Origin of the sequence: Rummeliibacillus sp. NPDC094406, from assembly GCF_044763875.1 — a bacterium.
Taxonomy (GTDB): Bacteria; Bacillota; Bacilli; order Bacillales_A; family Planococcaceae; genus Rummeliibacillus.
The window spans coordinates 149,205-163,521 of sequence record NZ_JBIWGZ010000003.1 but is presented as its reverse complement, the minus strand read 5'-3'; the positions used below and the strand labels follow the sequence as shown (position 1 = coordinate 163,521).

Genomic DNA, 14,317 nt, shown 5'->3' with positions numbered 1-14,317 from the left:
TGGATTTTCTAACAATTTCATGACAAAGTAAAACGCACTGCAGTCTAAATTGGATTGCAGTGCGTTTTATATTTAATTTATAAAATCTTAGGATTTAGTTAGCTTCAAGATTTTTCATAGAATAATAATAGGTTTGTTCAATGAAATTAACGGAAAATCATTTTGAGTTTCTTCCTATTATATATGTTCAGGAAATGATGTGGGAAATAAAACGTTCAGCACCTTTCTAAAATTGGATTAGGAAAAAATTCTACGAAAAAAAGAAAGCCATTTCGTAATTGAAACGACTTTCCTTAATTAGAAGAAACTATTTCACTTTAATTTTACCGTGCCAGTTTTTGTAACCGCCTTCTAATTGATAAAGTTCATTGTAGCCCTTTTTCTTTAAGAATAAAGCAGCACGTGCACTACGACCAGCATTTTGGCAGTATAAGTATACTGGCTTATCTGGACGAAGCTCATGATATCGATTACGAAGTTGGGTTGTAGGTAAGTTACGTGCACCTAAAATATGCCCACCTTCAAATTCTTTTAATTCACGAACATCGATTAATTGTGCTTTACGATACCCTTTTTTAAATTCTTCTTCATTTAGAGTTGTAACTGCTTTTTTTAAGCGTAATGCATTAATAAGCGCGTAAATAATAATTACAACTAGGATGATTAGTATTGTATATAACCAGCTCAAGATGACTTACCCCTTTCTATCTATAAATAATATTATAAAAGAAGAACTAGCGATAGTCCAATGACTTTGATAAAATAGAAAAGTTGATATAAAAGGGAGACGATTAAATGACAACTAAATGGTATTTTATAAATTCAGGTCCATGTAGCCCTGCGTATAATATGGCTTTAGATGAAGCACTATTACATTGGCATAGCGAAGGGCTAATTCCACCAGTAATTCGTTTTTATGAATGGAATCCAGCGACACTCTCAGTAGGTTATTTTCAACGAGTACAAAAAGATATCGATTTCGATCAATTAAAGAAATTAAATTTAGGTTTTGTAAGACGTCCAACTGGTGGGCGAGCAGTCTTACATGAACATGAATTAACGTATAGTGTTATCGTTTCAGAAAAATACCCTAACATGCCTAAAACAGTCACAGAAGCCTATCGAGTGATCAGTGAAGGGTTATTGTTAGGCTTTCGCAATTTAGGCTTAGACGCTTATTTTTCTGTGCCTGATTCGGAAGAAAAAAGAGATATTTTGAAAAAGCCAAAAAGTGCAGTTTGTTTTGATGCACCAAGTTGGTATGAACTTGTCGTAGAAGGTAAAAAGGTTGCAGGTAGTGCACAAACTAGACAAGAGGGCGTAATTTTACAACATGGATCAATTTTAATAGATTTAGATGATGAAAAATTGATCTCTGTTTTCAAATTTCCATCAGAAGCATCAAAAGATCGTATGCGCAAACATTTACCACAAAAAGCGATCGCAATTAATCAATTAGCAAAACGTAAAGTAGATGTCGAAGCATGTGCTGAAGCTTTCCACAAGGGATTTGAAGATGCACTAGATATTGAATTAGTACCTTACGAATTGACACAAGAACAACAAGATTTTGTTGAAAATCTTGCAAAAACACGTTATGAAACGGATGAATGGAACTTTAGAAAATAATAGGTTTTTAGGCTTATTTTTTGTGATAAAAAAACCGAAAATACCTATGAATCGCGATATAACAACGTTTTTTTCTAAAAAAGCGCTATTTGCTTTTCCAATCAATATATAGTATCGTATTTAATTGTATAAATACTATATATTGTGTTTTGCTATAAGAAATAGGGAGGCGGATGGTATGGTACTTGCATCGCAGCATCATAATCAGACAATCGACATTAAACAACTAAACAAAGACATTCAACAATTTCCTCAAGTTCATCCAATCACAGAGGACATGCATTTAACGCACAAAGGTGTTTCTCGACTTGTGATGATCGACCGTTATTCTTTCAAAGATACTGAAAAGAAAACGTTAAAAGTTGGGGATTTTGTTGTTTTAACAGTAAAAGCAGATCCTAAGTTTCCTGCTCGTGGACTTGGCTATATCGTTTCAATCGATGAAGTTAAAAAAAGAGCAAAAATTCTAATCGAAGATGATTATCGTAGCGCAATCGATGATCCAGAAGAGCTATCAGAAGGAATTGTTACTCGCTCACTAGACGTCATTGAAAAGCCTCTAGAAGTTTTTTACGAACAAATAGCAAAACGTAATGCAACGGGATTAGCATCTGTCGAAAAGACAGAAGAAAAACGAGAAGCATGGTATCAAAAGTTTTATAAACAACTTGTAGGTCTGAACTTCATCCCAGCAGGACGTGTTATCTACGGAGCAGGATCAGGTACTGATGTTACGTACTTCAACTGTTACGTTATGCCATTTGTGGCAGATTCGCGTGAAGGGATAAGTGATCACCGCAAACAAGTAATGGAAATCATGAGTCGCGGTGGTGGTGTTGGTACAAATGGTTCAACATTACGACCACGTAATACATTAGCTCGTGGAGTAAACGGCAAATCATCTGGTTCTGTATCATGGCTCGATGATATTGCGAAATTGACACATCTCGTAGAGCAAGGTGGATCACGTCGCGGAGCACAAATGATTATGCTATCATGTTGGCATCCTGACATTTTTGAATTTATTATTTCTAAAATGCAAAATCCTCGTATTTTACGATTCTTAATCGAAAATACAACAGATGAAGAAATTAAACGCTTAGCAAAAGAAAAACTACAATTCAAACCTTTAACAGAGCAAGAAAAAGCGATGTATCAAGGTATTATCAATTATAAATCCATCCCTGGTTTCGGCGGATTCAATGAAGCCATCTTCAAAGATGCTGAAACAAAATTACGTGATGGTGGTACTTATAGCGTAAACAATCCAGAATTCTTAACAGGTGCTAATATTTCTGTTACATTGACAAACGAATTCATGGAAGCAGTTGAAAGTGATGCAGAATTTGATCTGCGTTTCCCATCTGTTGAAACTTACGATGCAAAAGAAATGGCAATTTATAACGATGAATGGCATGAATGTGGCGATGTTCGTGAATGGGAAGAAAAGGGACATGCTGTAAGCTCATATCGCAAAATCAAAGCACTTGAGCTTTGGAATTTGATCAATATTTGTGCTACTTACTCAGCTGAACCAGGTATTTTCTTCATTGACAATGCCAATGAAATGACAAATGCTAAAAGTTACGGTCAAAAAGTTGTTGCTACAAATCCATGCGGTGAACAACCATTAGCCCCATATTCAGTATGTAATTTAGCTGCAGTTAACTTAGCTCAATTTGCACAAAAAGATACAAAAACTGTTGACCTTGAAGCGCTAAAAGAAACAGTTCGCGTAGGTGTGAGAATGCAAGATAATGTAATTGATGCAACACCTTACTTCTTAGAGGATAACCGTATACAAGCTTTAGGCGAACGTCGTGTCGGTCTTGGAGTTATGGGGTTAGCAGATTTACTAATCTACTGCGAAAAAGAATATGGTTCAGAAGAAGGTAATATTTTAGTAGATGAAATTTTCGAAACAATCGCAGTTACTGCATATGAAGCATCTACAGAGCTTGCAAAAGAACGTGGTAGCTTCCCGTTCTTGATCGGTAAAAACGAAAAAGAAACTGCTGAGCTTCGCAAACGTTTCACAGAAACAGGCTATATGAAGAAACTGCCAGAACATATACGTCAAGCTGTTCTTGATGGCGGTATCCGCAACTCACACTTATTAACGGTAGCTCCAACTGGATCAACAGGAACAATGGTTGGTGTTTCTACTGGATTAGAACCCTACTTCTCATTTACTTACTACCGTAGTGGTCGTCTAGGTAAATTCATCGAAGTAAAAGCTGATATTGTTCAAGAATATTTAGCGGCACATCCTGAAGCAGACGAAGCAAACTTACCAGAATGGTTTGTTACTGCAATGGAATTAGCTCCTGAAGCACATGCAGACGTACAGTGTATCATTCAACGTTGGATTGATAGCTCAATTTCGAAAACAGTAAATGCTCCTCGCGGCTATACTGTCGAGCAAGTTCAAAAAGTGTATGAACGTTTATACAATGGTGGCGCAAAAGGCGGTACAGTATATGTTGACGGTAGCCGCGATTCACAAGTATTAACTTTAAAAGCAGAAGAAAACAATATGGATGAAACGATGCAAGAAGAAAAAGTAATTGAAAAACGTCCAGTTGTTCTAGTGGATACAATCCAAGATTTACGTTCTACAAATGTAACAATAGGTTCTGAAGTGGGTAATACTTGTCCAGTATGCCGTAAAGGTACAGTCGAAGAATTAGGTGGCTGTAATACTTGCACAAACTGTGGTGCCCAATTAAAATGTGGTCTATAAGACAAAATAGAAAAAATCCAAGTGTGTAGTGATACATACTTGGATTTTTTTCGGATAGGGGTAAATAAATGAATATATTATGGGATTTTGACGGCACAATTTGTAATACATATCCGGCATATGCTACTCTTTTCTATCAAACGATTCAAGAAAGAGGGAGTTTTGATGAAGTCTTCAAACATTTAAAAGTTTCCTTTTCTCATGCTTTTGACTATTTTCAAATATCAGAACAAGAAAAAGAGAGTTTTATGCAATTAAATCGTGCACTTAAGATGGATCAGATGCCACCATTTCCAAATATAGAACTTGTACTACAACAAGCAAATTGTAATGTCATTATGACGCATAAGGATCGAGCAACTGTTGAAAAAGTCCTTCATCATTACAACTTAGCACATTATTTTAAAGAAATTGTCACTTTAGAAAATGGTTTTCCGAGAAAACCTAATCCGGGGTCTTATCAATATTTACATGATAAATATAATTTATCCTTGGTTATTGGAGATCGTGAGCTTGATTTAATTCCTGCAAAACAAGTGGGATTTGCTACATGTATGTTTCAAGGAGAATGTGAAGCAGCTGATTTTTCAATAAATGATTATAGAGAGTTTCCTAGTGCATGGAAACAATTTTGGAATAAGTATTAACTTTTGATATTAATACTTTTTGTAATCCTTTTCATGATAAAATAGAAGGAACTGCAAGGAGTGATTTCATGTATAGTAAAATTGCCGGTATAGTATTCCCAGCTTTTACAATGCTTACTTTAACGGTATTATCAATGTTTAAGGCCTTTGGTGAAGGAGATGTCAATAAATCTATTTTCATATTAGGGCTAACGATTATCTTCCCATTAGCATTTTTAGTACAAGGGATTTCATGTGCATTAAATAAGATTAATCCATTTATCGCTCTAATCGTTTCATACATGGCGTATGCTATTGTATTGTACACGTTATTAGATAAATCATATTGGAGCTTTACGATCTATTATTTGATTTTTTGGCTTGTGGGATTCTTGGGAATAAAAGTGATTCAAAAATGGCGCAATCGTAAAAAATAAAAATGCAAGGCACCTAAATTAGGCGCCTTGCATTTTTATTTAAATTTATATTAATAGATGTTGATAATTTTTTTCAAAGACCAGCATTATTTAAAGCAGGGATACTCTACTAGACTGCTTTACCTGGGATTTTTGAAGGATCTTTTTCAATTTCCAATAACTTATTAAATGAAGCAATTGCAACTTCAACTTGATCATCTTTTGGTTCTTTTGTTGTCAACAGTTGAAGCCATAAGCCGGGATAACCTAAGTAACGTAAGACTGGGATATTACGGCATGCGTTCGTTGCTTGCAAAACTTCAAAAGCAACCCCAAGAACAACGGGAATTAACAAAATACGGTCTACAATACGAAGCCAAAATGGATCTGTTGGAACTAAGAAATAAATAAACATTCCAACGAACACTGTAAATAACATAAAGCTACTACCACAACGATAGTGTAAACGAGATTGTGCTTGTACATTTTCGACAGTTAAAGGTAGTCCATTTTCGAAGCAATTGATCACTTTATGCTCTGATCCGTGATATTGAAAGACCCGTTTAATAAGTGGTGTTAAGGATACAATATATATGTAGCTTATTAGTAAAATTAATTTAAAACAGCTTTCTAGTAAAATTTGTGCTGTTTTACCTGGTAACCAAGTATGAAAAAGTTGTGCTAGAAAGACTGGAATTAAGGTGAAAAGGAATTTACCAAAGATAAAAGATATGACACCGACTGCAGCAACACCAAGCCACATTTCTAATTTTGAACCTTCTTTTGTTTCTTCTGTTTCTTCTTCTCCAGGTTCTACTCCATATCTTTCACCTGCAAATTGCAAATGCTGAGAACCATTTGCTGCTGATTCGATTAGAGCAATGATTCCGCGCACCAAAGGAATTTTCTTTAGTTTTTGGAGTTTTGGATTCTTCTTTCTCTCTACATAAAAATATTCGATTGAGTTGTCGTTACGGCGAATGGCAGATACAGTATGTTCTTTACTCCCCATCATGACACCCTCAACCAAAGCTTGTCCTCCGTATACAGGAAGATTAGGTTGATTTTTCAATACCAACACCGCTCTCTTTAGATGAATTAAGACTGCTTTTATCCCGCATTAACGAGCAGTAACACCCCCACCTCAAGATTGAGAATGAAGAAGATAGGTGGGGGATAACTGCCCGTAAAAGCCTGATTGGTTCGGTCCAACAGGATGTTGGACACTCAGTTGTTGCCACAGGACGTGGCGAAATTAAATTGAGTTCTTTTTTTCAGTGGGGAATGAAGAAAAACCCCCACTGATGGAGTTTCACTTTATTGTACTAAAAAATTTACCAAAGCTCTAGGAAAAGCATATTATTATGGTATTTTGTCTATCCTTTTTACAAAGGAGGCGTTCAATTGAGATTACGAGTGTTTTTCTGGACTATATTTTGTAGTTCCATTACATGTATTCTTTCATTAAAGTTATTAAAAACTTTTTCGTTCATGAAATTTTCACCGATTGGATGGACAAAAAAATATCATGTATTTAGTGATTCACATGTTTTGGTTAAGTGGTTTATGCTATGGGTATTATTACTTGCTATAGCTTCTATTTTATTTGCTTTGGGAGAATTGTTAAAGAAGATTCGAATGGATATGATGTCATTAGTCGTTGCAGTGATTATTGTTTGGGGAATTGAATGGTCTGTTCAAAAAACAGTCTATATACACAAATTCTCAGTACCTTTGGCTGTCATAGTTGCAATTCATCTTTTATGGATATTCGAAACGGCATCTTATCATGCCAAAATAAGAAATTTAGATTCCCGAAATAAGTTGCCCAATTCTAGTAATGTGCTAAAATAAGGATATTATAGATTTGGGAGGAAAATGGATGAAGTATTTATGCTTAAATGGACCTAATTTGAATCGTCTAGGTAAAAGAGAGCCAACAATTTATGGTTCTGAGACCTTGCAAGATATTGAATCCAAGCTTAAGAGTTTAGCTGCTGCGTACGATGCCGAAATTGAATGTAAACAATCCAATTATGAAGGGCAACTGATTGATTGGATTTATGAGGCTGAAGATTCGAGTGTGAGTGGGATTATTTTTAATCCTGGCGCATATACACATACAAGTGTTGCTCTTAGAGATGCTATTGCAGGTGTAGAAGTACCGGTTGTAGAGATTCATATTTCAAATGTACATAAGCGTGAGGAATTCAGACATCATTCTTACCTTGCTCCCGTTTGTGTAGGACAAATAACAGGACTTGGTACATTCGGCTATCAGGCAGCATTAAGAATGTTTTTAGAAGCTGAAAGAGGGGAATGACAACTATGGGAAAACTAGAAAAATTACGTACAGCACTTGAGATACAAGATTTAGATGCCCTTTTAATTACGAATGATTATAATCGTCGCTACATGACGGGCTTTACTGGAACAACAGGTGTTGCGATTGTCTCACAAAACGATGCAGTATTTATAACAGATTTTCGTTATACAGAACAAGCGAATGCACAGGTGAAAAGTAATGGTTTCCGCATTGTTGAAAACAAGGGAACAATAATGGAAGAAATCGCAAATCAAGTAAAAGTGATGGGTATAAAAACGCTTGGTTTTGAAAAAGATACAGTAAGCTACGCAATGTATGAAGTATATTCTAAGTTAATCAGTGCAGAATTATTAGCAGTATCTGGGCTAATTGAAAATATTCGCTTGATTAAGACTTCAGAAGAGATTAAAATTATAAAGGTCGCTTGTGAGATTGTGGATGCCACATTCGAACATATTATTCAGTTTATTCAACCAGGAAAAACAGAACTTGAAGTTTCCAATGAAATTGAATTTTTCATGAGAAAACAAGGTGCAACATCTTCTTCATTTGACACCATTGTTGCTTCTGGATTGCGTTCGGCATTGCCACACGGCGTTGCAACTGATAAAATAATTGAAAAAGGTGATTTAGTCACTTTAGACTATGGTGCTTTATACAATGGTTATATCTCTGATACAACTCGTACAGTTGCTGTTGGTGAACCTGCTGATCAACTAAAAGAAATTTATCAAATTGTTTTAGAAGCTCAATTACTAGGTCTTGAAAAATTTAAACCAGGTATGACGGGTATTGAAGCGGATGCAGTTACACGCAATTATATTAAAGAACATGGCTATGGTGATGCATTTGGTCATTCTACTGGTCATGGGATAGGTTTAGAAGTACATGAAGGTCCTGCATTATCACATCGTTCAAATGTAGTATTAGTACCAGGAATGGTTGTAACATGTGAACCAGGTATCTATTTGCCGGGTATTGGTGGCGTACGTATTGAAGATGATACGCTTATTACAGCGACTGGCAATGAAAAATTAACTCATGCCCCAAAAGAATTAATCATCTTATAATTTAATATTGGAGGATATTTAGAAATGATTTCAGTTAACGATTTTAAAACAGGTTTAACTATCCTTGTTGATGGGAACCTATTCCGAGTAATCGAATTCCAACACGTAAAACCAGGTAAAGGTGCTGCTTTCGTACGTTCAAAATTACGAAACCTACGTAACGGTAGCGTGGCAGAAAAAACTTTCCGTGCTGGTGAGAAAGTTGAAAAAGCACAAATCGATACTCGTAAAATGCAATATCTTTATGCATCAGGTGATGCATATGCATTCATGGATATGGAATCTTATGAACAAATCGAACTTACTCAAGAACAATTAGAATATGAATTAAAATTCTTACTTGAAAATATGGAAGTATTTATCATGATGTACGAAGGTGAAATCCTAGGTATCGATCTTCCAAATACAGTTGAACTTGAAGTAGCTGAAACTGAACCTGGTATTAAAGGTGATACAGCAACTGGTGGCTCTAAACCAGCAACAATGGAAACTGGATTAGTCGTAAACGTACCATTCTTCGTCAACCAAGGCGATAAATTAATCATCAACACTTCAGATAGTTCATACGTTTCACGTGCATAATTAAATTATTTCATATGATAATCTAAAATGTACCCTCTGTGAAGGGTATTTAGAAAAGACTATGAATTATTAAGAAGATGACTCCTGTATTGTACAGGAGTCATCTTTTTTTTAGGTATTTTTGAATTAATACACATGATCTTTGAGGCAGTATAACATTATTTACAGTTTTGTTGATAAAAGCGAAAATTCATTATTATTAATTAACTTATTTGAATGAATTTTATAATGCTAAATTTATGAAAAATATACGAACATTTAATGATAAATAATTTTGTGATTTGTGAAGCAGAAGAGGCGAGTCTTCGAAAATGCATTCGCATTTCTTTCGTTCGATGTTAATTCAGTGAGGCCTATTCATTGTCCTACGGGAAAAGTTTGAGCTGAAAGCCCTGCAGGAACGAAGTGAAGGCGCTGAAAAAGTAAAAATAGATGAAAATTTATAATAAAAATCTTGTATAGCTATCCTTGTTGATGAGGAATTAGCGAAGACTCCTGCGGGAAAGCGAGACAGGTGAGACCCCGCAGTGAAGCACGGTACGGGCTTCCGAGGAGACTCAATGCTCGCCCGCGGAAAGCGAAGCTAATTCCTCATCATGCAGAAACAGATTAATATTATTAATATTTGTTTTTAAACACTTTTTCAGTACTCAAAAAGTAGTGACGAGAAGATTGAAGTCAAGCCCGTGGAAAGCGCCGTCTGTAGCGGATTGTTCTTGCTTAACAAAAAAATGGATATATAAAATTGATTCATTTCATTAGTTTTTCTTTTAAACCTTTGGCATCTTTTTTATTTAAAGTTCCTGTTTTTTGTTCATTACAATCAATAAAGGTAACAGAATTCTCTTTATTAAACCAAATATTATATTCCTTCGATATTTTCTTCTTATCAGAATCTATGGTTAGAGTTGTAAAGACATCTTGTTTTCTAGCGAAGGTACTGAAAAAGTAAAAAAGCTGAAAATTTTATAATAAAAATCTTGTATAGCTATCTTTGTTGATGTGGAATTAGCGAAGACTCCTGCGGGAAAGCGAGACAGGTGAGACCCCGCAGGCAGTTCTCTGCCGAGGAGGCTCAACGCTCGCCCGCGGAAAGCGAAGCTAATTCCACATCATTCAGCAAACAGATTAATACTATTAATATTTATATTTAAACACTTTTTCAGTAATCTTATTTCTAACCATACTCGATTTTGCGGTTTCCCATGAAATCTTTACAAAATAACTTTTTAATAATTCCAAATGTAGTTCTTGATTTTCCGCTGTGCATCCTAATAATAGAGAAAAAATAGTATGCAAATAAACAGTTTCAATTTCAATTCCTCACTTTTTTCTCATAAATGGGCGACCAGAAGCAATTTATTCAATAGATTTATTTAAATTTGTAAATCTTAATGGGTAAATCCTTCATGGTGTTGTCTGTATTGTATTCTAAGAAATAACCCAAACAACAATTTCATAATAAATCAATCTAACATAATAGAAATAAGTCTAAGTCTTTTAAACAATTAGACACTTCTCTTTTTGCATATTTTTTTGTGCCATACATAAATTGAAGAGAAAGGAGGGGCGACTTCGGAACTTCAAGATTTGCTTCGTATTGCTGGGATTGGACTTGTCTTAGGATTATTGCATGTTTTCTTTGAACAAACAGGAAAAAAAGAGTTTTCCTTTTTCCTAAATTTCATTGCATATCTATATATAACCATCGAGTTACTTCGATTCTTGCGTCTCTTCTTTGATGAAATTATTACATTTTTCCAATGGCTGATGACGTCATAGATGACATTCCTATTCTATATATTACTATCACTCCTGCTTTTGGTAGGAATACAAATGACGTCTCCAGCATTACATCGCTTATTATCAATCGTGTTTTTTTTTATATTATGTAGTTTCCTAATGATGCAAGTTGTACTACCTTTTTGGCAAAAATTACGAACGTTTTATTTATTTGATTTGCCATATCTGCCATTAATATTAGGTAGTTCCTTGCTTTATTTATGTTCAATCATAGTTTCTCATTTATTAGAAGAAAATGATTATGGAAGCATTGCTTTTATTAGTCATCTTGCGATTAAAATTTGGATTGTAACACTATGGTTGGACGAGTTAGGTCAACTTTTAAAGCAATGGGAGAAGCTATTAGTACCATAGGAGGTTGTAAGTATCGAACAACTGACTACTTTCTTTTTAGAGCCATTTAAAGAGCAACTTTTTGCACTACGTTCTTTTTTTCTATATGCATTTCTATTTCTTTGTATCAATTGGCTGATTCCAACAATGAAAGAGTGGACAAGGTTTTTCTTTTTAATCGTAGTGATTGTGGTCACCATTCGTCCTGTATTTGATGCATTTCTTCAAATGCAAGATATTACAGATCAACTGATGCATATCTATGTTGTACTGTCACCATTATTAACATCATCTTTACTTCTTGGTTCGGGGCTATTTTCAGTATTGGCGATTAGTCCCGTTTTTTTATTGTTTTTACAAACAGTTTTAGTAATCGTTTCAAAATACCTTATTCCAATGTTAATAGCTTCTTTTGTATTTGATTTTATTACGAGGATGTTGCCTGAGTTATCCTTTGCTAAAATGGCGGATTTTTTGCGTATGTCTGTTCTTAGTATTGTTTCAGCTTCAGTAGTAATTTATGCGATGTTACTTGCTGCTAATGGTGTCATTATTGGCTCCTATACAGCAGATATATCTGAACCTATTAAAAGGTTAATCCAACAGAATATCCCGATTATTGGTTCGTTAGTTACGGAATCTCTTAATACTTTTAAAAAATATTCCTCAACTGCATTAGTAACAACTAGTACGGGATTATTAATCAGTGTCTGGAGTGTAACAATCCTACCTACAATAAATATTTTAATATTGGGTTTTAGTTATCGTTTTCTATCAGCAGTATTAGAACCTTTTACAGATAGTAAAGTAAATGGATTAATTGAAGATATTAGTAAAACTCTCTTTGTCCTCTGTGCTGTTTCGTTTTTAATTGCATTCGCGTATTTCTTTACTATCATGATGGTGCTACTAATGATACAAATGCAAATAGGAAAGGGAGGAACGTAGTGACAAGCTTTTTATTTGGCTTGTTAGCTTTTAGTATAGTCGGAAAAATATTACTTTTAATTTTGCCGAAAGATTATGAGGAAGAATCAACTCAACTTTTAAGAATGGTCATAGCACTTTATTGCATTAACTATTTCTTTTTATAGATTGCTTTGCATATTGAATACAATCAGTTCATAAGATGTACTAGTTGTTAATGTATTGAAGGAGGAGATGTCCTTGGAAAAGCACTACACTTTAAAAAGTCGCAGTATCTCATTGCAGGAATCATCATTGTACTACTTTTAGTTAGTGGTTTTTGGAGCCTATCAAAGGGAGCGAAAGATGATGCGAAAACTTCCACTAACAATACAGAACAATATCAAGAATTAACATCTATTCTTAGTTCAATTGAGGGCGTAGGAAAAGTGATGATTTATTTCTATTATGATCAGCCAACACCAGATGCGAAAACTGATGAATCATCATTAAGCCAATATTTTAGTTGGCAACAAAATGCTGAAAGCAAACAACAAAAAGTAACGGGCGTTTTAGTCGTGGCAGAAGGAGCTGATTCGATAACAGTAAAAAATGATCTCGTTACAGTTTTATCAAGTGTACTAGAAATACCAACCCATCGAATTGTGGTACGACCAATGGAAAAAAAGGAGGATTCAAATTGAGAGTAAAAAAGAAAGCAGTATGGTTTTTAACATTACTAAGTTTAGCTGCGGTAATTTCGGTATATTATTTATCTAATCCTGTGACACCATTTAATGGACTAGCAATTTTCAGTGATAACGCTTTAAAAGATACTAAAATTAGTGATATTGCTAGTAAAACAGGTAAAACAACACCAGTGACAACAGAAAGTCATCTATTTGAAGAAATGCGAATGGAATTACAAAATCAACGTAGTCAATTAAAAGATACTTTAAATAAAAAAATCGGTTCCTCACAATACACAGCTGAAGAAAAAAACGAAGCATTCAATCAAATTGATGCCATTTCAAAAAATGAATCAAACGAAGCTATGTTAGAAATGTTAATCAAAACTTTAGGATATCCAGATGCATTTGTAAAAGCTGAAAGCGATCGAATTCGTGTTACAGTACAGGCGAATGAATTGTCAAAAGCTAAGGCAAATGAAATTATTTATATGGTAAAAAAAGAGCTTGATAACTCTGGACAAATTGTTGTCGATTTCCAATCTGAAACAATTAACTGATTTTTGTGCGAATTTTCTTGAATAATGTTTATTTATAAATAAGTGTTTAAAAAATACATTAAACGAGATAAAATAGTAAATGTATTATACTACACACAAGTAAGGGGAGTAATGTATGTTGAAAATTCAAGAAATTCGCGAAATCATTAAACTAGTAGATTCTTCTTCAATCGATGAGTTCGTGTACGAAGTAGATGACACAAAAGTTAAACTTAAAAAGAATAGTGGTACAACAGTTATAGCTGAAGCTCCAGCGCAAGTTGTTAAAGCGGTTACAGCACCAGCAGCTCAAGTTGTTGAAGCTCCTAAAGCACCAGCAGCTTCAGTTGCAGAAAAAGCTGCAGCACCTGCACCAAAAGTTGAAGTTGCAAATGATGCATCTTTACACAAAATCGTTTCACCGATGGTTGGTACTTACTATCAATCACCAAATCCTGAATCTCCAGCATTCGTTCAAGTAGGGGACAAAGTGGGCGAAGAATCAATCGTTTGTATCGTCGAAGCGATGAAATTATTCAATGAAATTGAAGCAGAAGTAAAAGGTGAAATCGTCGAAGTTCTTGTTAAAGACGGCGAATTAGTGGAATACGGTCAACCTTTATTCCTAGTGAAAGAAAACTAAGGGAGGCCGTGT

At 34.7% G+C, this 14,317-nt stretch carries 17 protein-coding genes; 15 read left to right on the top strand and 2 right to left on the bottom strand.

The genetic code is table 11. The features are described from left to right. Positions 1 to 307: 307 nt before the first annotated feature. Positions 308 to 688: a rhodanese-like domain-containing protein gene (locus ACIQ4I_RS09180; protein ID WP_403095535.1), complete on the bottom strand. Its 381-nt coding sequence runs from the start codon at positions 686 to 688 to the stop codon at positions 308 to 310. A gap of 107 nt (positions 689 to 795) precedes the next feature. Here ACIQ4I_RS09180 and ACIQ4I_RS09175 point away from each other — a divergent pair, with 107 nt between their 5' ends. The 4 genes from ACIQ4I_RS09175 to ACIQ4I_RS09160 all read left to right on the top strand — a co-directional run bounded on the left by ACIQ4I_RS09175 (position 796) and on the right by ACIQ4I_RS09160 (position 5,435). Further along, positions 796 to 1,629 (top strand): lipoate--protein ligase family protein, encoded by an 834-nt coding sequence (locus tag ACIQ4I_RS09175; protein WP_403095532.1) that lies wholly within the window; start codon positions 796 to 798, stop codon positions 1,627 to 1,629. 178 nt (positions 1,630 to 1,807) lie between these two features. Further along, complete coding sequence (locus tag ACIQ4I_RS09170) at positions 1,808 to 4,372, top strand: vitamin B12-dependent ribonucleotide reductase (protein WP_403095529.1); 2,565 nt, start codon at positions 1,808 to 1,810, stop codon at positions 4,370 to 4,372. Between the two features lie 68 nt (positions 4,373 to 4,440). After that, entirely contained in the window at positions 4,441 to 5,019 is a 579-nt protein-coding gene (locus ACIQ4I_RS09165; RefSeq protein WP_403095525.1) for an HAD-IA family hydrolase, read from the top strand. A 68-nt stretch (positions 5,020 to 5,087) separates the two neighbouring features. Further along, positions 5,088 to 5,435: a hypothetical protein gene (locus ACIQ4I_RS09160; protein WP_403095522.1), complete on the top strand. Its 348-nt coding sequence runs from the start codon at positions 5,088 to 5,090 to the stop codon at positions 5,433 to 5,435. Between the two features lie 109 nt (positions 5,436 to 5,544). Here the strand turns inward: ACIQ4I_RS09160 and ACIQ4I_RS09155 are convergent, their stop codons facing one another. Further along, positions 5,545 to 6,429, bottom strand: coding sequence for a DUF1385 domain-containing protein (locus ACIQ4I_RS09155; protein ID WP_403096121.1), 885 nt, complete (start codon positions 6,427 to 6,429; stop codon positions 5,545 to 5,547). Positions 6,430 to 6,818: 389 nt separating this feature from the next. Between ACIQ4I_RS09155 and ACIQ4I_RS09150 the strand changes: the two genes are divergently transcribed. The 11 genes from ACIQ4I_RS09150 (at position 6,819) to accB (ending at position 14,305) form a co-directional block, all read left to right on the top strand. Next, positions 6,819 to 7,268: a hypothetical protein gene (locus ACIQ4I_RS09150; RefSeq protein WP_403095520.1), complete on the top strand. Its 450-nt coding sequence runs from the start codon at positions 6,819 to 6,821 to the stop codon at positions 7,266 to 7,268. Between the two features lie 28 nt (positions 7,269 to 7,296). Continuing rightward, a complete protein-coding gene (gene aroQ, locus ACIQ4I_RS09145) occupies positions 7,297 to 7,737 on the top strand; it encodes a type II 3-dehydroquinate dehydratase (RefSeq protein ID WP_403095518.1) in 441 nt (146 codons plus the stop codon). 5 nt (positions 7,738 to 7,742) lie between these two features. Then, complete coding sequence (locus tag ACIQ4I_RS09140; protein ID WP_403095515.1) at positions 7,743 to 8,810, top strand: M24 family metallopeptidase; 1,068 nt, start codon at positions 7,743 to 7,745, stop codon at positions 8,808 to 8,810. Positions 8,811 to 8,834: 24 nt separating this feature from the next. Further along, positions 8,835 to 9,392 (top strand): elongation factor P, encoded by a 558-nt coding sequence (gene efp, locus ACIQ4I_RS09135; RefSeq protein WP_403095512.1) that lies wholly within the window; start codon positions 8,835 to 8,837, stop codon positions 9,390 to 9,392. Positions 9,393 to 10,943: 1,551 nt separating this feature from the next. Next, complete coding sequence (locus tag ACIQ4I_RS09130; protein ID WP_403096120.1) at positions 10,944 to 11,174, top strand: SpoIIIAC/SpoIIIAD family protein; 231 nt, start codon at positions 10,944 to 10,946, stop codon at positions 11,172 to 11,174. 54 nt (positions 11,175 to 11,228) lie between these two features. Continuing rightward, positions 11,229 to 11,549, top strand: coding sequence for a hypothetical protein (locus ACIQ4I_RS09125; RefSeq protein WP_403095509.1), 321 nt, complete (start codon positions 11,229 to 11,231; stop codon positions 11,547 to 11,549). A 126-nt stretch (positions 11,550 to 11,675) separates the two neighbouring features. Next, positions 11,676 to 12,476, top strand: a complete 801-nt coding sequence (locus tag ACIQ4I_RS09120; protein WP_403095506.1) for a stage III sporulation protein AE — start codon at positions 11,676 to 11,678, stop codon at positions 12,474 to 12,476. After that, positions 12,476 to 12,622, top strand: coding sequence for a hypothetical protein (locus ACIQ4I_RS09115; protein WP_403095504.1), 147 nt, complete (start codon positions 12,476 to 12,478; stop codon positions 12,620 to 12,622). Before ACIQ4I_RS09120 ends, ACIQ4I_RS09115 begins: the two co-directional genes overlap by 1 nt. A 264-nt stretch (positions 12,623 to 12,886) precedes the next feature. Then, a complete protein-coding gene (locus tag ACIQ4I_RS09110) occupies positions 12,887 to 13,138 on the top strand; it encodes a hypothetical protein (protein WP_403095503.1) in 252 nt (83 codons plus the stop codon). Next, complete coding sequence (locus ACIQ4I_RS09105) at positions 13,135 to 13,683, top strand: SpoIIIAH-like family protein (protein WP_403095500.1); 549 nt, start codon at positions 13,135 to 13,137, stop codon at positions 13,681 to 13,683. The genes ACIQ4I_RS09110 and ACIQ4I_RS09105 overlap by 4 nt, the downstream gene beginning before the upstream one ends. A gap of 115 nt (positions 13,684 to 13,798) precedes the next feature. Continuing rightward, a complete protein-coding gene (gene accB, locus ACIQ4I_RS09100; protein WP_403095498.1) occupies positions 13,799 to 14,305 on the top strand; it encodes an acetyl-CoA carboxylase biotin carboxyl carrier protein in 507 nt (168 codons plus the stop codon). The last annotated feature ends 12 nt before the right edge of the window (positions 14,306 to 14,317 follow it).